The sequence below is a fragment of the Streptomyces murinus genome (genome assembly GCF_002154555.1).
In the GTDB taxonomy this organism is placed as follows: Bacteria; Actinomycetota; Actinomycetes; order Streptomycetales; family Streptomycetaceae; genus Streptomyces; species Streptomyces murinus.
In genome coordinates, this window is the sequence record NZ_MUNF01000087.1 from 1 (window position 1) to 20,430 (window position 20,430).

Here is a 20,430-nt window from a genome sequence, read left to right on the forward strand (position 1 = left end):
GGCGCCGCGCACCGTGATCAGGTCGGCGGCGCCCGGAAGCTCGCCGCCTGCCAGGTCTGTCTGTACGCGGGCAGCCTCGTCCCCCGCAAACTGCTGGCCGAATGCCCGCCGGACGCCCGCCTGGTGGACACCGCCCAGCTCGACCTGGACGAGATCACCGCCGAGCTGCTCCGCGCCCACGAGGAGGGGCACGACGTGGCGCGGCTCCATTCCGGCGATCCCTCCGTGTTCAGCGCGGTCGCCGAACAGATGCGGCGACTGGACGCGGCCGGGGTCCCCTATGAGGTCGTCCCCGGTGTCCCCGCCTTCGCAGCGGCGGCCGCCTCCCTCAAGCGCGAACTGACCGTGCCCACCGTCGGCCAGACCGTCATCCTCACCCGGGTCGCCAACCGCGCCACCGCCATGCCGGAAGGCGAGGACCTGGCGACGCTCGGCCGCAGCGGTGCGCTGATCGTGCTGCACCTGGCCGCCAAGTACATCGACCGTGTGGTGGCGGAACTCCTCCCGCACTACGGCGCCGACTGTCCCGCCGCGGTCGTGGCCTACGCCTCCCGCCCGGATGAGCTGATCATCAGGGGCGCCTTGGACGAGATCGCCCAGAAGGTGAAGGAGGCGGACGTCCTGCGCACCGCGGTGATCATGGTGGGGCGGACGCTGGGAGCGGAGCAGTTCCGCGACAGTCATCTGTACTCGCCCGAACGCGAGCGGCATCTGTGCTGAACAGAGCCGCGGGAGCCGTTTGTTAGGCTCCCCCTGCCTCCCGTGGGGGAAGTCCGGTGGAAGTCCGGCGCTGACCCGCAACGGTGTGCACGACGACCGGTCCGACGGTCGTCGTGCGAGCCCGATCGCCTGCGGGGGCGGATCGACCCGTTGACTGCTCGCCGTGGACTGCGAGAAGGGGGCCGGGCCGCCTGATCGGCCGCCCGGACCGCTCCTGCCCGACGTCCAGCAGGCGGCCCGTGTGAAGGACGTCTCTCCCGTGCGCCGAAGTACGGCCCCCAGCCGCATACCCGTGCTGCCGCTCAGCCTGGCCCTGGCGCTGCTGCTCCTGCTGTCCCTGGTGAGCGGGGTCGGACTCGGGGCCGCCGGTGTCGGCCGGGCCGAGGTGCTGCGCTTCCTGTGGGCCGGACTCACCGGCGGCACCGTGCCCGCGCGTGACGAGGCCGCCTACACCATCGTCTGGGAGATCCGGCTGCCGCGGGTGCTGCTCGGCGCCGTGGTCGGAGCCGGGCTCGCGGCCGTCGGAGTGGCCGTGCAGGCGATGGTCCGCAACGCGCTGGCCGACCCCTTCGTGCTCGGCATCTCCTCCGGCGCGGCGGTGGGTGCCAACGCCGTGATCCTCCTCGGAGCGTTCGCCGGGCTCGGGGTGTGGGCGCTGTCCGCTTCGGCGTTCGCCTCGGCACTCGCCGCCATGGCGCTGGTGTACGCCGTGGCCCGTTCACCGCGGGGCCTGACGCCGCTGCGCCTGATCCTCACCGGCACGGCGCTGGCGTACGGATTCGAGGCCGTCACCACGGTCATGGTGTTCGGCGCGGCCCGGGGCGAGGCGGCCCGATCGGCGATGATGTGGCTGCTGGGGAGCCTGGGCGGCGCCACCTGGGCCCAACTGCCGCTCGCCGCGGTGACCGTCGCGGCGGGATGGGCCTGGCTGCGGTGGCGGGCCGAGCCGCTCAACGCGCTCGCCATGGGGGACGAGACCGCGGCCGCGCTCGGCGTCGGACCGGCTCGGCTGCGCCGGGAGCTGTTCCTCGTCACCGCGGCCGTGACCGGGACGGTGGTGGCGGTCAGCGGAGCCATCGGGTTCGTTGGGCTGATGGTGCCGCACGTCGTACGGATGCTGGTCGGCGCCGACCACCGCCGGGTACTGGCGGTCGCCCCGCTCGCGGGCGCCGTGCTGCTGGTATGGGCGGACCTGCTGTCCCGATGGCTGTTCGCTCCCGCCGAGCTGCCGGTCGGGGTGATCACCGCGATGGTCGGTGTGCCCGCGTTCCTGCTGCTGATGCGACGGCCGGGCTATGCGTTCGGAGGCCGTTGAGCATGCGACTCGACATCGATGACGTGACGATCGAGGCGGCCGGGGTCCGTCTGGTCGAGCACATCGCCCTCACCGCGGACAGCGGGGCGTTCGTCGGACTCGTCGGCCCGAACGGCAGCGGCAAGTCGACCTTGATGCGCTCCCTGTACCGGGCACTTCGGCCGGCCGGGGGAGCGGTACGGCTGGACGGGGACGACCTGCACGCCATGGACGGCCGGGCCGCCGCCCGGGCGCTGGCCGCACTGCCACAGGAGTCCTCCGCCGACTTCGACTTCACCGTCGCCGAGGTCGTCGCCATGGGCCGGCTGCCGCACCAGGGCCGCACGGCCGCCTCGGACCGGGAGATCTGCGCCCGGGCGATGGAGCGCACCGGCGTCGCCCACCTCGCCGACCGCGGACTCCTCAGCCTGTCCGGCGGCGAGAAGCAGCGGGTCCTCATCGCCCGGGCCCTGGCTCAGCAACCGAGGATTCTGGTCCTCGACGAACCCACCAACCACCTCGACATCGCCCACCAGTTGGACATCCTGTCCCTGGTCCGAGCCAGCGGCCTGACCGTGCTGGCCGCCCTCCACGACCTCAACCTGGCGGCGGCCCACTGCGATGTCCTCTACGTCCTCGACGGCGGCCGGATCGTTGCCTGCGGACCACCCCGTGACGTCCTCGAACCCCCGCTGCTGGCCAAGGTGTTCGGCGTCCGGGCCCACGCCGTCCGGCACCCCGAGACGGATGCCGTGCAACTCCTGTTCGACCTGCTCCCGCCCACCATCTGAAGGACGACCATGCGCAAGCAGCTTCTCGCCACCGCCCTCTGTCTCGCCGCGACCGCCACGGGATGCGGCGCGACGGTGGAACGGGCCCAGGACGCAAAGCCCTCGTCCTCGGTCACCCTCACCAACTGCGGTCGCCAGGTGACCTACGACAAGGTTCCCGAGAGGGTCGTCACCAACGACGTCGGCATCACGGAGCTGATGTTCGCCCTGGGCCTGGAGGACCGCATGGCCGGCTTCGCCATGCCCGACGACAAGGGCGACCTGCGCGATGTGCCCTGGAAGGACGGCTACGACAAGGTCAAGTGGCTGTCCAAGGACCAGCTCACCAAGGAGAACGTACTCGACGCCCGCGCCGACCTCGTCTTCGCCGGCTGGAACTACGGCTTCCGGGAGGACGGCGGCTTCACCCCCGACGGCCTGAAGAAGCTGGGCATTGCCTCGTACATCCTCACCGAGTCCTGCCACAACGGCCGGGGGAAGTCCGCCCGGGGCATCATGCCGCCTCTGGACGCCCTGTACGCCGACCTCACCAACCTCGGCAGGCTCTTCGGTGTCCACAAGCGTGCGGCCGCGCTGATCGCCGGTTTCAAGAAGCAGATCGCGGACGTGCGGGCCAAGGCGCCCCAGGGCTCCGGCCGTCCCTCGGTCTTCCTCTACGACAGCGGTCAGGACACGCCCTTCACCGCCGGCCGCTACGCTGCCCCGGAGCAGATCATCACCGAGGCCGGCGGCGTCAACGTCATGCACGACCTGGCGGACTCCTGGACCACGGTCGGCTGGGAGAGCGTCGTACAGCGCAACCCGGACGTCATCGTCGTCTGCGACTACGGCGACGTCAGTGCCGAGCAGAAGAAGAAGTTCCTGCTGTCCTACCCCCCGCTGCGGAATGTCGCCGCCGTCGCACACCGGCGGATCATCTCCCTGGACTACGCCGACCTGGTGGAAAGCCCCCGTAACCCGTCGGCGATCGCACGGCTCGGCGCCTATCTGCGGACCGTGCCGGCCGGCCGGTGACGCGGCGGCTCAGCGGACCGTACTGCGCCCTACTACGGTGCCGGCCCGGTCGATGCAGATGACGTCCACGGCGACCGGCGCCCCGCGCAGCACGGCCAGGGCCTCGTCCCGGGCGAACCGCGCCACCAGGTCGCCGAGCGGCACTCCGGCCGCCTGGCACAGTTGCAGTGCGGCGAGACCGGTGTTGGCGGCAGCCACCCGGGCAGTGAGTGACTCGTCCGCGCCGCCGCCGCGGGCCAGTTCGGCCAGGAAACCCTTGTCGACCTGGGAGCGGCCGGAGTGCAGGTCCAGATGGCCCGCCGCGAGCTTGGAGAGCTTGGCGAAGCCGCCGCAGACCGTGAGGCGGTCCACCGGGTGCCGACGGATGTACTTCAGTACGGCGCCCGCGAAGTCGCCCATGTCGAGCAGCGCGTCCTCGGGCAGGCCGTACTCGGCGACGACCGTCTTCTCGGACGTCGACCCGGTGCAGCCGGCGACATGGGTCCGCCCGGCCGCGCGGGCCACGTCCACGCCCCGCCGGATGGAGTCGATCCAGGCCGAGCAGGAGTACGGCACGACGATGCCCGTGGTGCCGAGGATGGACAGGCCGCCCAGGATGCCGAGCCGGGGGTTCCAGGTGGAGCGGGCGATCTCCTCGCCGTGGTCGACGGAGACGGTGATCTCCACGTCGCCGCCGCCTCCGTGCCGGGCCGCGACCTCGGCGACGTGTTCGCTCATCAGCCGCCGGGGGACAGGATTGACGGCCGCCTCACCGACGGGCAGCGGAAGACCCGGCCGGGTGACGGTGCCCACGCCGGGGCCCGCCTTGAAGACGACGCCGCTGCCCGCGGGCAGCCGCCGTACCGTGGCCCGGATCAGTGCGCCGTGCGTGACGTCGGGGTCGTCGCCCGCGTCCTTCACGATCCCCGCCATGGCGGAGCCGGAGGCCAGTTCCTCGGTGGCCAGCGCGAACGAAGGAGTCTGCCCCTTGGGCAGCGTGATCGTCACCGGGTCGGGAAACTCACCGGTCAGCAGGGCGGTGTACGCCGCCGTCGTGGCCGCCGTCGCACAGGCCCCCGTGGTCCAGCCGTGGCGCAGCCCCGTGTGCTCCAGCTGGGCGCGGCGACCGCCCTTCACCTCACCCGTCACCCGGGACCCGCCCGTACCGCTCGCCTTCCCCACGCCCCTGCCCTCACTGCTCCCCATGAACGGAAACCACACTCTCATGCACGTACTGATCCTCGGCGGCACCACGGAGGCCCGCCGCCTCGCCGAACTTCTCCATGGCACCCCCGGCCTGAGACCGACCAGCTCCCTCGCCGGCCGCGTCGCCAGCCCCCGGCTGCCTCCCGGCCAGACCCGCGTCGGCGGCTTCGGCGGGGCGGAAGGACTGGCGGCGTGGCTGCGGGAGCACGGCGTCGACGCGGTCGTCGACGCCACCCATCCCTTCGCGGGGACGATCAGCTTCAACGCGGCACGGGCCGCTGCCGCCGCCCATGTTCCCCTGCTCGCGCTGCGCCGGCCCGGCTGGGTCCCCGTCGAGGGCGACCGGTGGCACGAGGTGGGCTCGCTGGAGGAAGCCGCCCGGGCGCTGCCCGCGCTCGGCCGGCGCGTCTTCCTGACCACCGGCCGTATGGGCCTGGCGGTCTTCGCGGGCTCGAACGACCTGTGGTTCCTCGTACGGTCCGTCGACGCACCCGAGCCACCGCATCCGGCCCGCATGGAAGTACTGCTCGACCGCGGCCCCTTCACCCTCGACCATGAGCGCGAACTGCTGCGCCGCCACCGTATCGACGTCGTCGTCACCAAGGACAGCGGCGGGGCGGCCACCGCGCCGAAACTGACCGCGGCCCGGGAGGAGGGGCTTCCCGTCGTCGTGGTCCGCAGACCACCGGTCCCCGCGGGGGTGCCCGTGGTGCCGGATCCCGAGAAAGCGGCCCAGTGGGTTCGCGGGCGCCTTCACCAGGGAGCTTTTCCGGTCATTGACTGAAACCTGATGCGGGCTTTGCTGCAGCCGTCTTGTAGCTGCAACCCATGCGCAGAAACCTGGTAGACGCGGCTGAAAACAGCCGATCGCCGAGAAGTAAGGGTCACGCCCCATGACCACCGCTCCTGATTCCGCCTCCGCACGGCCGACCGCTCCGGCCGTCGGCCGCGGCATCTCGTGGCACCGCATCCGCACCTCGATGACCCGCAAGGAATGGGCCGGCGCCGGCGGCATGGCCGCCTTCATCCTGGCCCTGCACATCATCGGCTGGTTCACGCTGGTCGCGATCGTCGCTCCCCAGCACTACAGCCTCGGCACCAAGACCTTCGGCATAGGCATCGGAGTCACCGCGTACACCCTCGGCATGCGTCACGCCTTCGACGCCGACCACATCGCCGCCATCGACAACACCACCCGCAAACTGATGAACGAAGGCCGGCGCCCGCTGTCGGTCGGTTTCTGGTTCTCCCTCGGCCACTCCACCATCGTCTTCGCCCTCGCCTTCCTGCTCTCCCTGGGCGTGAAGGCGCTGGCCGGCCCCGTCGAGAACGACGACTCGTCCCTGCACAACGTCACCGGCTGGATCGGCACCACCGTCTCCGGGACCTTCCTCTACGTCATCGCGATCATCAATCTGCTGATCATGGTGGGCATCTGGAAGGTCTTCCGGCAGATGCGCACCGGCCACTTCGACGAGGCCGCCCTGGAGGAGCAGCTCAACAACCGCGGCTTCATGAACCGCCTGCTGGGCCGCCTGATGAAGTCGATCACCAAGCCCTGGCAGATGTACCCGCTGGGTGTCCTGTTCGGGCTCGGCTTCGACACCGCGACCGAGATCGCCCTGCTGGTCCTCGCCGGCTCCGGCGCCGCCTCCGGACTGCCCTGGTACGCGATCCTCACCCTGCCGGTGCTGTTCGCGGCCGGGATGTCGCTGCTGGACACCATCGACGGCTCGTTCATGAACTTCGCCTACGGCTGGGCGTTCTCCAAGCCGGTCCGCAAGGTCTACTACAACCTCACCATCACCGGCCTGTCCGTCGCCGTGGCGCTCATCATCGGCACCGTCGAACTCCTCGGCCTGGTCGCCGAGAAGGCGGACCTGCACGGCGCGTTCTGGGACTGGGTCTCCGGCCTCGACCTCAACATCATCGGCTACGTCATCGTCGGCCTGTTCTTCGCCACCTGGGCCGTCGCCCTGCTGGTGTGGAAGTTCGGCCGCATCGAGGAGAAGTGGACGGCGGGTCTGGCCCGCCCGGCCACGGCCGCGGAACACGGCGAGTAGCACAGGAGGCGGTGCCGCGGGCAGCCCGTGGCACCGCTCATCCTCAGACCTCCGGATACCGGCGCGGTGTCCAGACGATCTCCTCGCCCGCACCCCGCCGTACCACCTGTGTCTGCGAGGAGCCGACCAGCAGGATCGTGCGCATGTCGACCTCGGCGGGGTCCAACTCGTCCAGCCGTACGATCCGCACCCGCTCTCCGGGGCCGCCCACGTCCCGGGCGACCACCACCGGCGTAGCCGGTGCCCGGTGCTCCAGCAGCAGTTCGCGCGCCTTGCCCACCTGCCAGGTCCGGCTGCGCGAGCCGGGGTTGTACAGGGCCAGCACCAGGTCCGCCGAGGCCGCCGCCCGCAACCGCTCCGCGATGACCTCCCACGGCTTGAGCCGGTCGGAGAGGGAGACGGCCGCGTAGTCGTGGCCGAGGGGAGCCCCGGCCCGCGCCGCGGCGGCGTTCGCGGCGGTCACGCCGGGCAGCACACGCACCGGCACGTCCTTGTACGCGTCCTGCGAGGCCACCTCCAGAACGGCCGTGGCCATCGCGAAGACGCCCGGGTCGCCGCCCGAGACCACGGCCACCCGGCGTCCCCGCTGCGCCAGTTGCAGGGCGAACTCGGCGCGCTCGGCCTCGACCCGGTTGTCCGAGCCGTGCCGGATCTGGCCCGGCCGCCGGGGGACCCGGTCGAGGTAGGTGGTGTAGCCGACCAGATCGTCGGCGGCGGCCAGCGCGCCCCGCGTCTCGGGCGTCAGCCACAGCGGACCGGCGGGACCCGTTCCGACCACGACCACCTCGCCGTACTCCCGCACGGGCCGTTCGGCGTCCACCTGACTCGGCAGCACGGCCACCGAGAAGTACGGCACCGACTCGGCTTCCACATCGGCCAGTTCGGCGACGCGCTCCCCGCTCATGGTGGCCCGCTCCACGTACCGGGCCTCACCCAGCCGCCCCGAACCCTCCAGCGCGCGCCGGACCTTGGGGAAGCTGCGCCCGAGCTTCATCACCACCGCCACGTCCGTGGCGGCCAGCCGGGCGGTCAGCTCCTCCTCCGGCAGGGTGCCCGGCAGGATCGTCAGCACCTCCTCACCCTCGGCGAGCGGTGCGCCCAGACGGGCCGCGGCGGCCGACACGGAGGTGACCCCGGGGACGACCTCGGTGTCGTAGCGGTCGGCGAGCCGCTTGTGCATGTGCATGTACGAGCCGTAGAAGAGCGGATCCCCCTCGGCGAGCACGGCCACCGTACGGCCGGCGTCGAGATGGGCCGCCAGCAGGGCGGCCGCCTCGGTGTAGAACTCCTCCATCGCGCCCTTGTAGCCGCCCGGGTGGTCGGTGGTCTCCGTCGTGACCGGGTAGACCAGCGGCTCCTCGATGTGGTCGGCGCGGATGTGCTTCGCCGCGATCGAGCGCGCGATGGACCGGCCGTGCCGGGCGCTGTGGTACGCGAGCACATCGGCCTCGGCGATCACCTCGACGGCCCGTACGGTCATCAGGGAAGGATCACCGGGGCCGAGGCCGACCCCGTACAGCTTGCCGCTCACTCTTCCTCACTCGCGATCGCGTTGAGCGCGGCGGCGGCGATGGCACTGCCACCGCGGCGGCCGCGCACCACCAGGTGCTCAAGGCCGGAAGGATGCGCGGCCAGGGCATCCTTGGACTCGGCCGCGCCGACGAAACCGACCGGAACGCCGATGACGGCGGCGGGCCGCGGACCGCCCTCCTCGATCATCTCCAGGAGGCGGAAGAGCGCGGTGGGAGCGTTGCCGACGGCGACGACCGCACCCTCCAGCCGGTCACGCCACAGCTCCAGCGCGGCGGCGCTGCGCGTGGTGCCCATCGTGGCGGCCAGTTCCGGGACGGCCGGGTCGGACAACGTGCAGAGCACGTCGTTGGCGGCAGGCAGCCGCTTACGGGTCACACCGCTGGCCACCATCTGCACGTCGCAGAAGATCGGCGCGCCGGCCCGCAGTGCCTCGCGGGCCCGGGCGACCACGGCGGGTGTGTGTGCCAGGTCCTTGACGAGGTCGACCATCCCGCAGGCGTGGATCATGCGCACCGCGACCTGGCTGACGTCGGCGGGCAGAGCGGTGAGGTCCGCTTCGGCGCGGATGGTGGCGAAGGACTGGCGGTAGATCGCCGCCCCGTCCTTCTCGTAGACGTGGGTGGTCACGGTGTTCTTCTCACTGCTCTCGGTCGTCTTGCGGATCATGAGGTGATCGCCGCCAGGGCGGCGCCCATCCGGGCAGGGCCTGCTGCGGACGCGGTGCGCGTACTGCCGTCCGTCGTGGTCGCCGACAGGCGGTACCCGCCGTCCGGAATCGCGAGCACATCGACATGGGCACCACGAGGATGCCCACAGCGCCGTTCGCAACCGGACCAGTACAGGGGGAGGGCGGAGCGGCCCGTCGCCTCCAACGCCCGCGCCGCGTCCGCCCGTACGTCGCCGTGTGCCTTGGCGCATCCGGGGCGGCCGACGCAGGCGCCCACGCGGAGCCAGGACGACGCGGGGTCGGTGACCAGCCCGGCGTCACGGAGACGTCCGAGCGACTCGACGCCCCGCGCGGCGATGGCGCCCGCGATGGGGACGACCACGCCACGCCAGGGGGTCAGCCGCAGCTCGGTGTCCGCGGCAACCGCCAACGCCTCCCACTGGAGGGCCGAGAGCCGTCCCAGGGGAACGTGTACGGACAGGGCTCCGCCCACGGCTCCCGGGGGCGGTCCGTCGGCCGAACCGACCGGCTCGGGACGGTCGTTCTGCTCGATACCCTCGGTCGTCAGCCGGTCACGGACCAGGCGGTCCAACTCGCCTTCCCGCAAGGGAAGGTCGGACACCCTCCAGGTGCGTGCCGCGTGCGACCGCGCGGCCTCCAGGAAGGTCTCGGCGGCCATCAGCGCCGCGCGTGGTGCGTCGGCGGCAGCCACCCGCACCGACCCGGGGGTGAGCCACGCTCCGCCGTCCTCGGTCGCGCGCACCAAGACGTCCGCGCCGAGGCCGGCCACATCACCGCGCCCGTCGTCCAGGGCGAACAGGAACCGGCCCGACAGACCCCTGGCGGCATCGCTCGCGCACAACGCGGCGTCCAGGGCCGTCAGCCAGGGGCGTACGTCTCGTGAGCCCCCACCGTCGAGGCCGGACAGGGGAGAGGCGACGATGTTGCGCACCCGCTCGTGCTCGCGCGAGGGCAGCAGGCCGACCGCGTCCAACGCCTCCGCCAACTCCCCGCCGCACCCGGCCGCCAAACCACGCAACTGCACATTGCCACGCGATGTCAGATGCAGGTCGCCGTCGCCCAGCCGCCGGGCGGCATGGCCGAGCGCCTCCGCCTGCCCGGTGGTCAGGATTCCGCCGGGAAGCCGGATACGGGCAAGGGCGCCATCGTCCGCCGTGTGCAGACGCAGCGCTCCGGGGCAGACATCGCCGCGGCCCCGCGCGGCCGGTGCGACCTGGGGCGATGGGGGAAGGGCTGCCGTTGGCATGGCGGTGAGCATACCTACGATCATCAGCAATGTATGCCCCGCGTTGGTCCGACGACCCTTACTATGCTGCACAGTGGATCACCTGATCCACGAACCGCCACCACGGCGACACGAGAGGAAGCCGGTGCGAATCCGGCGCGGTCCCGCCACTGTGAATTCGGCCCCGCCAGGCCGGATGAGCCAGGAACTCCCTTCCCTCGCCTTCGGCTTGCGCCGGGGGAGAGACCCATTCCCACACCGCCCGGGGCGCGGACCCCGAGGAAGGCCAGACGACGTATGCCCACTTCGTCCGGGGAGCGAGTCCCGCCCGCCCAGGAGATCCTGCTCCTGTCGACGTCCGACACCGATCTGCTCAGCGCCCGCGCGGCCGGCGGCCCGGTCGGCTACCGCTTCGCCAACCCCGCCCGCCTCGCCCTGGACGACCTCCCGGTCCTGCTCGAAGGCGTCGACCTGGTGGTGGTACGTCTGCTGGGCGGCATCCGTGCTTGGCAGGACGGCATCGACCTGTTGCTGGCGGACGGGCGACCGGTGGTCGTCCTGACCGGTGAACAGGCTCCCGACGCCCAGCTGATGGCCGCCTCCACCGTCCCCGTCGGCATCGCCGCGGAGGCCCACGCCTATCTCGCGCACGGCGGCCCCGCCAACCTCGAACAGCTCGCGCGGTTCCTCTCGGACACCGTCCTGCTCACCGGTCACGGCTTCGACGCGCCGGCGCCCGCTCCCGCCTGGGGCCCGCTGAAGCGCCCGGATCGGCCGGCCGACGGCCCGACCGTCGCCGTGCTCTACTACCGCGCTCACCACATGAGCGGCAACACGGCTTTCGTCCATGCCCTGTGCGACGCCGTCGAGGAAGCGGGCGGCCGGGCGCTGCCCCTGTACGTCGCCTCTCTGCGGGCGCCCGAGCCGGAACTGATCGCCGCACTCGGGGCCGCCGACGCCATCGTCACCACGGTCCTGGCGGCCGGAGGTACCAGGCCCGCCGAGGCATCGGCCGGCGGTGACGACGAGTCCTGGGACGCGGGCGCGCTCACCGGCCTCGACGTCCCCATCCTCCAGGCCCTGTGCCTGACCGGCTCCCGCACGGCCTGGGCGGCGAGCGACGAGGGCGTCTCGCCGCTGGACGCGGCCAGCCAGATCGCGGTCCCCGAGTTCGACGGCCGTCTGATCACGGTGCCGTTCTCCTTCAAGGAGATCGACGCCGACGGCCTCCCGGCCTACGTCGCCGACCCCGAGCGGGCGGCCAGGGTCGCCGGAATCGCCGTACGCCACGCCCGCCTTCGCCACATCCCACCGGCGCGCAAGCGTCTGGCCCTCGTCCTGTCGGCGTACCCCACCAAGCATTCCCGGATCGGCAACGCGGTGGGCCTGGACACCCCCGCCAGCGCCATCGCCCTGCTCGGACGCCTGCGCGACGAGGGCTACGACTTCGGCTCCGTGACGGACGTCCCCGGCCTGGCCTCCGGCGACGGCGACGAGCTGATCCGCGCGCTCATCGAGGCGGGCGGCCACGACCAGGACTGGCTCACCGAGGAACAGCTCGCCCGCAACCCGGTACGGGTCCCCGCGGCCGACTACCGACGCTGGTTCGCCACCCTGCCGAAGGAACTGCGCGCGGCGGTGGAGGAACACTGGGGCCCGGCGCCCGGCGAGATGTTCGTCGACCACAGCCGCGACAAGGACGGCGACATCGTCCTCGCGGCCCTGCGCTTCGGCAACCTGCTCGTCCTCATCCAGCCCCCGCGTGGCTTCGGCGAGAACCCGATCGCCATCTACCACGACCCGGACCTGCCGCCCTCCCACCACTACCTGGCCGCCTACCGCTGGATCGCCGCCCCCCAGTCGGAGGGCGGCTTCGGAGCGGACGCGATGATCCACCTCGGCAAGCACGGCAACCTGGAGTGGCTGCCGGGCAAGAACGCCGGCCTGTCCGCCGCCTGCGGCCCCGACGCCGCCCTCGGCGACCTCCCGCTGATCTACCCCTTCCTGGTCAATGACCCCGGCGAGGGCACCCAGGCCAAGCGCCGCGTGCACGCAACCCTCGTCGACCACCTCGTCCCGCCGATGGCCCGCGCCGACTCGTACGGCGACATCGCGCGCCTGGAACAACTCCTCGACGAGTACGCCCAGATCGCCTCCATGGACCCGGCCAAGCTGCCCGCCATCCGCGCCCAGATCTGGACCCTGATCCAGGCGGCGAAACTGGACCACGACCTCGGCATGGCGGACCGCCCCGACGACGACGGCTTCGACGACTTCCTTCTCCACGTCGACGGCTGGCTCTGCGAGATCAAGGACGCCCAGATCCGCGACGGCCTTCACATCCTCGGTAGCCCGCCCACCGGCGCCGACCGCGTCAACCTCGTCCTCGCCATCCTCCGCGCCCGCCAGATCTGGGGCGGCGCCAAGGCGCTGCCCGGCCTGCGCGAGGCCCTCGGCCTGGACGAGTCCTCCGCCACCCGTACAACGGCTGACAGCGCCGAAGAGCAGGCCCGTGCCCTGGTCCAAGCGATGCAGGACGCGGACTGGGACCCGGCCGCCGCCCCCACCGAGCACGGCGAACAGGTCCGGGCCATCCTGGAGTTCGCCGCCCGCGAGGTGGTCCCGCGCCTCGCGGCGACCACCGCCGAACTCGATCACACGGTGCACGCACTGGCCGGCGGCTTCGTCCCCGCGGGCCCCTCCGGATCCCCGTTGCGCGGCCTCGTCAACGTCCTGCCGACCGGCCGCAACTTCTACTCCGTCGACCCCAAGGCGGTGCCCTCCCGCCTGGCCTGGGAAACCGGCCAGGCCCTCGCCGAATCCCTCCTGGAGCGCTACCGCGCCGACAACGGCGACTGGCCCGTCTCCGTCGGCCTGTCCCTGTGGGGCACCAGCGCCATGCGCACCGCCGGCGACGACGTGGCCGAAGCCCTCGCCCTGCTCGGCATCCGCCCGGTCTGGGACGACGCCTCCCGCCGCGTCACCGGCCTGGAAGCCGTTTCGCAGGAGGAACTGGGCCGCCCCCGCATCGACGTCACGCTGCGCATCTCCGGCTTCTTCCGCGATGCCTTCCCGCACACCATCGGCCTCCTTGACGACGCCGTACGCCTGGCCGCCTCCCTGGACGAACCGGCCGGGACCAACCACGTACGCGCCCATGTCGAGGCAGACATGGCGGCGCACGGCGACGAACGCCGCGCCACCACCCGCATCTTCGGCTCCCGCCCCGGAACGTACGGCGCCGGGCTGCTCCAGCTCATCGACTCCCGCGACTGGCGCACCGACGCCGACCTCGCCGAGGTCTACACGGTGTGGGGCGGGTACGCCTACGGCCGCGAGCTCGACGGCCGCCCGGCCCGCGAGGAGATGGAGACGGCGTACCGGCGGATCGCGGTCGCGGCGAAGAACACCGACACCCGAGAGCACGACATCGCTGACTCCGACGACTACTTCCAGTACCACGGCGGCATGGTCGCCACCGTCCGTGCCCTGCGCGGCACCGCGCCCGAGGCGTACATCGGCGACTCCACCCGCCCGGAGACCGTTCGCACCCGCACCCTCGTCGAGGAGACCTCCCGTGTCTTCCGGGCGCGCGTGGTCAATCCCAAGTGGATCGAGGCGATGCGCCGCCACGGCTACAAGGGGGCCTTCGAACTCGCCGCCACCGTGGACTATCTGTTCGGCTACGACGCCACGACCGGCGTGGTCGCCGACTGGATGTACGACAAGCTCACCGAGACGTACGTCCTGGACCCCGTGAATCGCGCGTTCCTCCAGCAGGCCAACCCCTGGGCCCTGCACGGCATCGCCGAGCGGTTGCTGGAGGCGGAGTCACGGGGGATGTGGGCGAAGCCGGATCCGGCGCTGCTGGCGGAACTGCGGCAGGTGTACCTGGAGACCGAGGGCAACCTGGAGGGCGACGGATGACGCGTCCGCCGAGGTTGTGTGCGGGGTGCCGGCTCGGCCGGCACCTGACTACGGGCTGCACCGGACACATCGGCCGTAGAGCAGCAGTGAGCCCCCTGTGCCGGCGCGCAGTCCTGTCAGACGAGTGATCCGTTCCACGGCCTCCCCCATGTCGGCGATCGCCAGATCCTGCACGTGACCGCACTCCTCGCACACGGCGTGGTGGTGCGGTTCGGAACTGACGCCATGGCGTTTGGGACCGGGACCGTGCACGGCGTGCGCCAGACCCACGTCCGTGAAGGTCTCCAGAGTGCGGTAGACGGTCGCCTGATCGAACGACAGACCCCGTTCCTGAAGCGCGGCGCAGACTTCGGCGGAGGAGTAATGCTGCCCGGACGTGGCCAGCAGCCTCAGGGTACACAGCCTGCTGGCCGTAGCCGAGGCGCGGGACAAGGAGACGTGGGGGTCGATCAACGGCCTGGAGAAGAACCTGGCCTTCCACCTCTCCGGGCACATCCTGCACAGCATCTACTGGCAGAACATGACCGGTCCGAAGGACGGCGGCGGCGAGCCCCTCGCCCAGGACGGCGTCGGTGACCTGGCCGACGCGATCACCGACTCCTTCGGCTCCTTCGCCGGCTTCAAGGCCCAGGCCTTCTACCTCCAGTACAAGAACCAGAAGGTCGACTTCATCGACGCCATGTGGGCCGTCGTCAACCGGCAGGACGTGGCCAAGCGCTATGCCGCCGCCAAGGAGCGCGGCGACAGCCTGCTGCTCAACCCGTGACGTCCTGGTCACGCAGATGTCCTGCTCGTGATCGTCTTCTCAACCTTTCACCGGGCAGGCGCACAACGAAGGGCCCCCGCGAGCGCACCGCTCGTGGGGGCCCTTCCGTGCGGCGGCCGTGGCAGGTGAGGGCCACGCGATACCGATGAGGGACCCTGTTTTGCCGGACCGGCAAGAGAAGTGGTGTGACCGCGACGTGGTGGGCGACCGTGGGCCCGTGACCAACGACATCGCAGCAGGCTCGCCCACGTCCGACACTCCCTCGCCCATCGGCGCATACATCGGAGACCCCGCGCTGCGGGCGGAGTGGGACCGGCGGTACGCCGACCGGACACAACTGTGGAGCGGCCGGCCCAACGGCGCGCTCGTGGCCGAGGCCACCGGACTCACCCCGGGGCGGGTGCTCGACGTCGGCTGCGGCGAGGGCGCCGACGCCGTCTGGCTCGCGCGCGCCGGCTGGGACGTGACCGCGCTGGAGGTCTCCGGCGTGGCGCTGGCACGAGCGGCCGGGCACGCACACGACGCCGGACTCACCGTCCACTGGGTCCATGCCGCACTCACCGAGGCCGCACTCCCGCCGGCCTCCTTCGACCTGGTCTCCGCGCAGTACCCGGCCCTGCTGCGCACCCCCGACGCCGCGGCCGAGCGGGCGCTGCTCGCGGCCGTCGCGCCCGGCGGTGTGCTGCTGTTCGTGCACCACGCGGGGGTGGACGCCAAGCAGGCGCAGGAGAACGGCTTCGACCCGGCCGACTACGTCTGGCCCTCGACGGTCGCCGAACTGCTCGACGGCGACTGGGAGGTGGAGGTGGACGAGCAGCGCCCCCGCGTGGCACCCGACGGCGGCGCCGGCGCCCACCACGCCGACGACCTGGTGCTGCGCGTGCGACGACTGCGCTGAAGCAGTACGCCCCTGGCGACGACTCTCCGGACGGGTGAGTTACGCCTCCTGGCGGCGGCCTCCCGGACGGGTGAGCGTCCGGCGGGGCCGAGCCCTGACTCGGAGACCCTGACTCGGACCCCTGACGCGGAGTCCCTGATTCAGAGTCCCGCCTCGCCGGTGGAGTCGCCGGAGGGGCGGGCGACGGCCCAGGCCGCTTCGATCATCCGGAAGATCTCGTCCAGCGCGGTGTCCGGGTCGGACGCCGCACGGGCCAGCGCGTAGGCGTCGATCACGAACCTCGCCATCGCCCGGTCCGCCGTCGTGCCCCGTGAGAGGCCGGGATCGGCTCCGATGGCCGCCGCCAGCGACTCCGCGTGCCGCAGCCGCATCGACTCCTCGTACTCCCGCAGGGCGGGAGACCCGTCGATCATGCGAAAGATCGGGGCGGCGCCGTCCGCCGTGCAATGCCGGACCATCGACCGGACCTCACGGCGCAGCGCGGGGACGAGCGGCTCGCCCGGCGCCCGGTCGGTGACCGCGCCGGTGAGGCGCTGCTCGAAGTCGTCGTCCCGCTCGAACACCAGGGCCTCTTTCGAGGCGAAGTGGGAGAAGAGCGTGGTGACGGCCACATCGGCCTCAGCGGCCACATCACGGATCCCCACCGCCTCGTACCCCCGCTCAAGGAAGAGCCGGAGAGCGGTGTCGGCGATCTTCTGGCGAGTCGCGGCCTTCTTGCGTTCACGGCGTCCGAGCGGCACGGTCATGCCGTGACACTATCAGATACGAATCCAAACCAGCTCCAAAACACTAACCGTTAGTGCTACGGTTCGCCGTATGAAGAAAGTGAGCTTCGCCGAGTTCGGCGGTCCGGACGTCCTGCGCCTCACGGACGCCGAGGAGCCCCACGCGGGCCCCGGCCGGATACGCATCGCCGTACGGGCGGCGGGTGTGAACCCCGTCGACTGGAGGATCCGTGAGGGTCAGAAACTGGGGGCCCACCCCACCGAGTTGCCCTCCGGGGTCGGGCTGGACGCCGCCGGGGTGGTGGACGAGGTGGGCGAGGGCGTCGAAGGAGTCGAGATCGGTGACCATGTGTTCGGCGAAGGCTCCAGTACCTACGCCGAGTTCGCCGTGCTGTCGGCCTGGGCCCGGATGCCCGAGGGCCTGACGTTCGAGGAGGCGGCCGGCTATCCCTCCGTGGTGGAGACCGCGCTGCGCATCGTGCGCGAGGTCGGTGTACAGCCCGGGCAGACGCTGCTGGTCAGCGGTGCGTCCGGGGGAGTCGGCTCGGCGGTGCTGCAGATCGCCCGCGACCGCGGCATCAGGGTGATCGGCACCGCCGGGGCCGCGAACCAGGACTATCTGCGCGGCCTGGGCGCCCGCGCCACGACGTACGGCGAGGGCTGGGTCGAGCGGGTACGACGGCTCGGCCCCGTCGACGCGGCCCTCGATCTGGCCGGCTCGGGTGTGCTCCGCGAGCTCGTCGAACTGGTCGGCGACCCGAGGAAGGTCGTCTCCATCGCCGATCTCGGCGCGCCGGAGTTCGGCGTCCGGTTCTCCGGCGTGGCCGGGAGCGTACCGGACGCGCTCGCCGCGGCCGCCGACCTCATCTCGCGGGGGAGGCTCCACATCCCGGTCGAGAAGGCGTACCCGCTCGCCGAGGCCGCCGCGGCACACATCGACAGCCGGGCGGGCCACACGCGTGGACGCCGGGTCATAGTCGTCTGAGAACCGGCCGGGTGAGCGGCGCCCGAGCCTGCGGTCATGGGACCGGCCCGACGGTATCCGTACCGGACGCTACGCCCGCCGGACCACGGGCACGGAGTCGCAGCCGCGGAGCCGGGCGTCCCGGCGGGCCCGGCCCGGGGACGCTCCGGCGCCCACCACCCGGCCGTCGGCGACGGCCAGCCACTCGCCCTGGGCAGGCTCCGTCGCACCGGACGGCCGGAGCGCACCGAGGATCGCGGGGTCGGGCTCCGCGCACGACGCGGGCGGTGTAGGCCGGGGCCGGCCCGCCCGCCATTCGGCGGTGGTGCGCTCGCCGCCCCGGACCCGCCGCCACACCAGGTGCTGCACCACGATCAGCGGTCCCAGCGCCGCCAGGAGCGGGAAGGCGTCGGTCAGCACCCCCCGCGCGAACAGCACGCTGACCACGCCGGACACCGCGAGTCCGACCGCGGCCGCGAGGATTCCGGCGGCCCGTCCGAACGCCTTGACCGCCGTCAGCGGGAAGAGCACCAGAAGCAGCAGGTCACCCAGGCCCAGCGCCACCGGCGGCTCCCCGCGCGTCACCGCGAGCAGCGGCGCGAACGGCAGTCCCATGACCTGCGCCGCGAACCGGTCCATGACCGAGGTGAGCCCGGTGGCCACCAGGTCGTAGCAGGCGAGCGCGCCCGCGAACCACGCCGCCTGCGCGGACCGCATCCCGCTCTGCGCCCACATGGTGGCGACCCCCGCCACCGCCACGACGAGCAGTACGTCGGTGAGCACCATCACGGCGAGCGGACGGCCGAGCAGGGCCAGGACGCCGTTGGCGGCGACCGCGGCCACCGCGATCAGCCAGGCCCGCCCGGCGCCGGTCAGCGGAGCGAGGGTGAACTGCAACGCCGTACAGAGCACCAGGCCGAAGACGGTCGCCACCGCGGCGCGCGGCAGGAACAGATAGAGCAGCGGAGCCGCCGCCACCACGAGGCACATCACGGCGATGTCGGGCAGCTCGTACCGGCCCACCGGGGGCCGGGGCATCCGCACCCGGTGGAAGTAGGCGGCGCTCGCCACCATGGCCACCAGGACACAGCAGTTGAGGCCGACCAGGGCGGGGGTGCTCATGCCGGGCTCCCGAGCGTCGCGGCGGCCTGGCGGACCGACTCGAAGGTGTGCTCGCGCAGATCGGCGCGGACCGGGCCGGTGGCCGGCATTCCGGCCGGGTCGTCATGGAGCACGATGCCGCCCAGCGCGAGGCCCGCCGCGGTGGCCCGGTCCTCCAGCCGCCCGAGCAGACCGGCACCGGTCCGGCGGCGGGTGAGGACGTGGAGCAGCGGCCCCCCGGACCCCTCCGCCAGGGCGTAGCGGGCGGGCAGCGGGATGTCGGGCTCCGCCTCCAGCAGTTCCAGCAGCGACCGGGTGGTCACCGCCCGGCTGGACGGTCCCGACCAGCGGCCGAGAATGAGCGAGGTCGCCGGCATATGGGCCAGTTCGCACTCCGGCGCGGTCTCGGGCCGCCGGACCAGGTCGCCGGTGTCGTAGCGCAGCAGCAGGGTGCAGTCCCGGTACGGGACGTACGGCGTCTGGACGATGACACCCACCCCGCCCGGCGGTGTCGGCTCCCAGGTCTGCGGGTCGAGCACCTCCAAGTGCCCGAACTCGGTGGTGTGATGCAGATGGCCCGCGCCGCAGACGGTACCGCCGGACGGCACCGTCTCCGTCATCATGTACGAGCTGGTGATCCGGGCGCCGAAGGCCGCCTCCGCCCGCTTGCGCAGCGGTTCGGAGAGCACTTCGCCGCCGACGCCGACCGACTCCAGGCCGAAGTCGGACGCCTGCCAGTCGTGCCGCTCCGCCTCCTCGACCAGGGCGGCCAGATAGGACGCCGCGACCGTGAGATGGGTGATCTGCGGGGCCTTGCCGCGCAGCCCGAGCGGAGCCGCGAGCCGGTCGAGCGTCACCGCCGGCTCCACGGTGCCGATCGGCACGAACGCCGCGCCGATCCGGGTGACCGACTCCTCCACGTTGAGCAGCGGCAGCGTCGCTCGGGAGCAGCCCGCGTAGGCCATGCTGTGCCGGGGCCTCAGCCCCAGGCCGAGCACGGCGGACACGGTGCTCATCGCGACCATGATCTCCACCTCGGCCCGCGAGAACCAGACGCTGGTCGGGGTCCCGCTGGTCCCCGTGGTGAGCGCCATCAGCGAGGGGACCGACGCGGCGGAGACGAACGCGGCGGGCAGCCCGCGCAGGGCGGACTTGGGTGTGACCGGTACCTGTTCCCAGGTCTCCGGGGTGAGCGTGTCCGGGTCGAGGGACAGATCCTCGAAGGCCCGGCGGTAGTAGGGGGTGTGCCGGACGGCGGCGCGGGCGGTGGCCCGCAGACTGCGTGCGGTGACGGTGCGGCGTACGTCGGGATCGACGGCCCCGGACTGCCCGGGCAGCAGGACCGAGTCCTCTCCCGGCTCGCCGAACTCCGCCAGGGTCTCGATGAGATCGCGGGCGATCCGTTCGAGGTCCCCCGGACGGATCCGCCGGTTGCGCAGGATCGCCGTGCTGTAACGCAGCTGTCTGAAAGCCGTGCCGAACAAGTACGCCTCCTGGTTCCTGGACTGGGAATCCGACTCCCGGTCCAGGCCGGGA

Annotated in this window: 17 protein-coding genes, 1 pseudogene and 1 riboswitch; of the genes and pseudogenes, 10 read left to right on the top strand and 8 right to left on the bottom strand. The window is 72.2% G+C overall.

The annotated features are described in order from the left end of the window. From cobM to CCN72_RS06990, 4 genes are all read left to right on the top strand, one after another. Nucleotides 1-720 (top strand): precorrin-4 C(11)-methyltransferase (gene cobM, locus CCN72_RS06975; protein WP_107430076.1); only part of this gene is annotated, 720 nt, incomplete at its 5' end. A gap of 259 nt (nt 721-979) precedes the next feature. After that, nucleotides 980-2,035, top strand: a complete 1,056-nt coding sequence (locus tag CCN72_RS06980; protein WP_086806758.1) for a FecCD family ABC transporter permease — start codon at nt 980-982, stop codon at nt 2,033-2,035. A gap of 2 nt (nt 2,036-2,037) precedes the next feature. Next, nucleotides 2,038-2,805 (top strand): ABC transporter ATP-binding protein, encoded by a 768-nt coding sequence (locus tag CCN72_RS06985; protein ID WP_086806759.1) that lies wholly within the window; start codon nt 2,038-2,040, stop codon nt 2,803-2,805. Nucleotides 2,806-2,814: 9 nt separating this feature from the next. Continuing rightward, the gene (locus CCN72_RS06990) at nt 2,815-3,819 is read left to right on the top strand and encodes an ABC transporter substrate-binding protein (RefSeq protein ID WP_086806760.1); all 1,005 of its coding nucleotides are present in this window, start codon (nt 2,815-2,817) and stop codon (nt 3,817-3,819) included. Nucleotides 3,820-3,828: 9 nt separating this feature from the next. On the opposite strand, the gene CCN72_RS06995 is transcribed toward CCN72_RS06990, so the two are convergent. Further along, nucleotides 3,829-5,004, bottom strand: coding sequence for a cobalt-precorrin-5B (C(1))-methyltransferase (locus CCN72_RS06995; protein ID WP_086806761.1), 1,176 nt, complete (start codon nt 5,002-5,004; stop codon nt 3,829-3,831). 19 nt (nt 5,005-5,023) lie between these two features. On the opposite strand from CCN72_RS06995, the gene CCN72_RS07000 reads away from it, so the two are divergent. Then, complete coding sequence (locus tag CCN72_RS07000; RefSeq protein WP_086806762.1) at nt 5,024-5,788, top strand: cobalt-precorrin-6A reductase; 765 nt, start codon at nt 5,024-5,026, stop codon at nt 5,786-5,788. 109 nt (nt 5,789-5,897) lie between these two features. Then, a complete protein-coding gene (gene nicT / locus CCN72_RS07005; RefSeq protein WP_208637934.1) occupies nt 5,898-7,067 on the top strand; it encodes a Nickel transporter NicT in 1,170 nt (389 codons plus the stop codon). Between the two features lie 43 nt (nt 7,068-7,110). Here nicT and CCN72_RS07010 read toward each other — a convergent pair whose 3' ends face one another. Genes CCN72_RS07010 through CCN72_RS07020 form a run of 3 tightly spaced genes read right to left on the bottom strand, consistent with a single transcriptional unit; the run spans nt 7,111 to nt 10,558 of the window. Further along, complete coding sequence (locus tag CCN72_RS07010; RefSeq protein ID WP_086806763.1) at nt 7,111-8,598, bottom strand: precorrin-2 C(20)-methyltransferase; 1,488 nt, start codon at nt 8,596-8,598, stop codon at nt 7,111-7,113. Continuing rightward, a complete protein-coding gene (locus CCN72_RS07015) occupies nt 8,595-9,266 on the bottom strand; it encodes a precorrin-8X methylmutase (RefSeq protein WP_202442358.1) in 672 nt (223 codons plus the stop codon). Before CCN72_RS07015 ends, CCN72_RS07010 begins: the two co-directional genes overlap by 4 nt. Next, the gene (locus CCN72_RS07020) at nt 9,263-10,558 is read right to left on the bottom strand and encodes a nitrite/sulfite reductase (RefSeq protein WP_086806764.1); all 1,296 of its coding nucleotides are present in this window, start codon (nt 10,556-10,558) and stop codon (nt 9,263-9,265) included. The genes CCN72_RS07015 and CCN72_RS07020 overlap by 4 nt, the downstream gene beginning before the upstream one ends. 90 nt (nt 10,559-10,648) lie before the next feature. Beyond that, nucleotides 10,649-10,724, top strand: a riboswitch (cobalamin riboswitch). Between the two features lie 86 nt (nt 10,725-10,810). Between CCN72_RS07020 and cobN the strand changes: the two genes are divergently transcribed. Then, on the top strand, nt 10,811-14,440 hold the full coding sequence (gene cobN, locus CCN72_RS07025) for a cobaltochelatase subunit CobN (protein WP_086806765.1): 3,630 nt from the start codon (nt 10,811-10,813) through the stop codon (nt 14,438-14,440). A gap of 48 nt (nt 14,441-14,488) precedes the next feature. On the opposite strand, the gene CCN72_RS07030 is transcribed toward cobN, so the two are convergent. Next, nucleotides 14,489-14,947, bottom strand: a complete 459-nt coding sequence (locus CCN72_RS07030; RefSeq protein WP_341868864.1) for a Fur family transcriptional regulator — start codon at nt 14,945-14,947, stop codon at nt 14,489-14,491. Here CCN72_RS07030 and CCN72_RS07035 point away from each other — a divergent pair. Both CCN72_RS07035 and CCN72_RS07040 read left to right on the top strand, forming a co-directional pair. Further along, nucleotides 14,841-15,206, top strand: a pseudogene (locus CCN72_RS07035) (Fe-Mn family superoxide dismutase); the annotation flags it as partial. The gene CCN72_RS07030 and the pseudogene CCN72_RS07035 sit on opposite strands and share 107 nt — an antisense overlap. A 217-nt stretch (nt 15,207-15,423) precedes the next feature. After that, nucleotides 15,424-16,104 (top strand): class I SAM-dependent methyltransferase, encoded by a 681-nt coding sequence (locus CCN72_RS07040; RefSeq protein ID WP_086806786.1) that lies wholly within the window; start codon nt 15,424-15,426, stop codon nt 16,102-16,104. Nucleotides 16,105-16,244: 140 nt separating this feature from the next. Here CCN72_RS07040 and CCN72_RS07045 read toward each other — a convergent pair whose 3' ends face one another. Next, nucleotides 16,245-16,850, bottom strand: a complete 606-nt coding sequence (locus CCN72_RS07045; protein WP_086806766.1) for a TetR/AcrR family transcriptional regulator — start codon at nt 16,848-16,850, stop codon at nt 16,245-16,247. A gap of 70 nt (nt 16,851-16,920) precedes the next feature. On the opposite strand from CCN72_RS07045, the gene CCN72_RS07050 reads away from it, so the two are divergent. Beyond that, a complete protein-coding gene (locus CCN72_RS07050) occupies nt 16,921-17,814 on the top strand; it encodes an NADP-dependent oxidoreductase (protein ID WP_086806767.1) in 894 nt (297 codons plus the stop codon). Nucleotides 17,815-17,883: 69 nt separating this feature from the next. Here CCN72_RS07050 and CCN72_RS07055 read toward each other — a convergent pair whose 3' ends face one another. After that, nucleotides 17,884-18,915 carry a hypothetical protein gene (locus tag CCN72_RS07055; protein WP_086806768.1) on the bottom strand — a complete coding sequence of 344 codons (1,032 nt, stop codon included), beginning with the start codon at nt 18,913-18,915 and terminating at the stop codon, nt 17,884-17,886. Beyond that, the gene (locus tag CCN72_RS07060) at nt 18,912-20,378 is read right to left on the bottom strand and encodes a phenylacetate--CoA ligase family protein (RefSeq protein WP_086806769.1); all 1,467 of its coding nucleotides are present in this window, start codon (nt 20,376-20,378) and stop codon (nt 18,912-18,914) included. Before CCN72_RS07060 ends, CCN72_RS07055 begins: the two co-directional genes overlap by 4 nt. Nucleotides 20,379-20,430: the final 52 nt, after the last annotated feature.

What these genes read in the sequence shown, in the direction of transcription:
- CCN72_RS06985 (WP_086806759.1), top strand. Translation starts at nt 2,038, where the DNA reads ATGCGACTCGACATCGATGACGTGACGATCGAGGCGGCCGGGGTCCGT.
- CCN72_RS06990 (WP_086806760.1), top strand. Translation starts at nt 2,815, where the DNA reads ATGCGCAAGCAGCTTCTCGCCACCGCCCTCTGTCTCGCCGCGACCGCC.
- CCN72_RS06995 (WP_086806761.1), bottom strand. Translation starts at nt 5,004, where the DNA reads ATGGGGAGCAGTGAGGGCAGGGGCGTGGGGAAGGCGAGCGGTACGGGC.
- CCN72_RS07000 (WP_086806762.1), top strand. Translation starts at nt 5,024, where the DNA reads ATGCACGTACTGATCCTCGGCGGCACCACGGAGGCCCGCCGCCTCGCC.
- nicT (WP_208637934.1), top strand. Translation starts at nt 5,898, where the DNA reads ATGACCACCGCTCCTGATTCCGCCTCCGCACGGCCGACCGCTCCGGCC.
- CCN72_RS07015 (WP_202442358.1), bottom strand. Translation starts at nt 9,266, where the DNA reads ATGATCCGCAAGACGACCGAGAGCAGTGAGAAGAACACCGTGACCACC.
- CCN72_RS07020 (WP_086806764.1), bottom strand. Translation starts at nt 10,558, where the DNA reads ATGATCGTAGGTATGCTCACCGCCATGCCAACGGCAGCCCTTCCCCCA.
- cobN (WP_086806765.1), top strand. Translation starts at nt 10,811, where the DNA reads ATGCCCACTTCGTCCGGGGAGCGAGTCCCGCCCGCCCAGGAGATCCTG.
- CCN72_RS07030 (WP_341868864.1), bottom strand. Translation starts at nt 14,947, where the DNA reads ATGCTGTGCAGGATGTGCCCGGAGAGGTGGAAGGCCAGGTTCTTCTCC.
- CCN72_RS07045 (WP_086806766.1), bottom strand. Translation starts at nt 16,850, where the DNA reads ATGACCGTGCCGCTCGGACGCCGTGAACGCAAGAAGGCCGCGACTCGC.
- CCN72_RS07050 (WP_086806767.1), top strand. Translation starts at nt 16,921, where the DNA reads ATGAAGAAAGTGAGCTTCGCCGAGTTCGGCGGTCCGGACGTCCTGCGC.
- CCN72_RS07055 (WP_086806768.1), bottom strand. Translation starts at nt 18,915, where the DNA reads ATGAGCACCCCCGCCCTGGTCGGCCTCAACTGCTGTGTCCTGGTGGCC.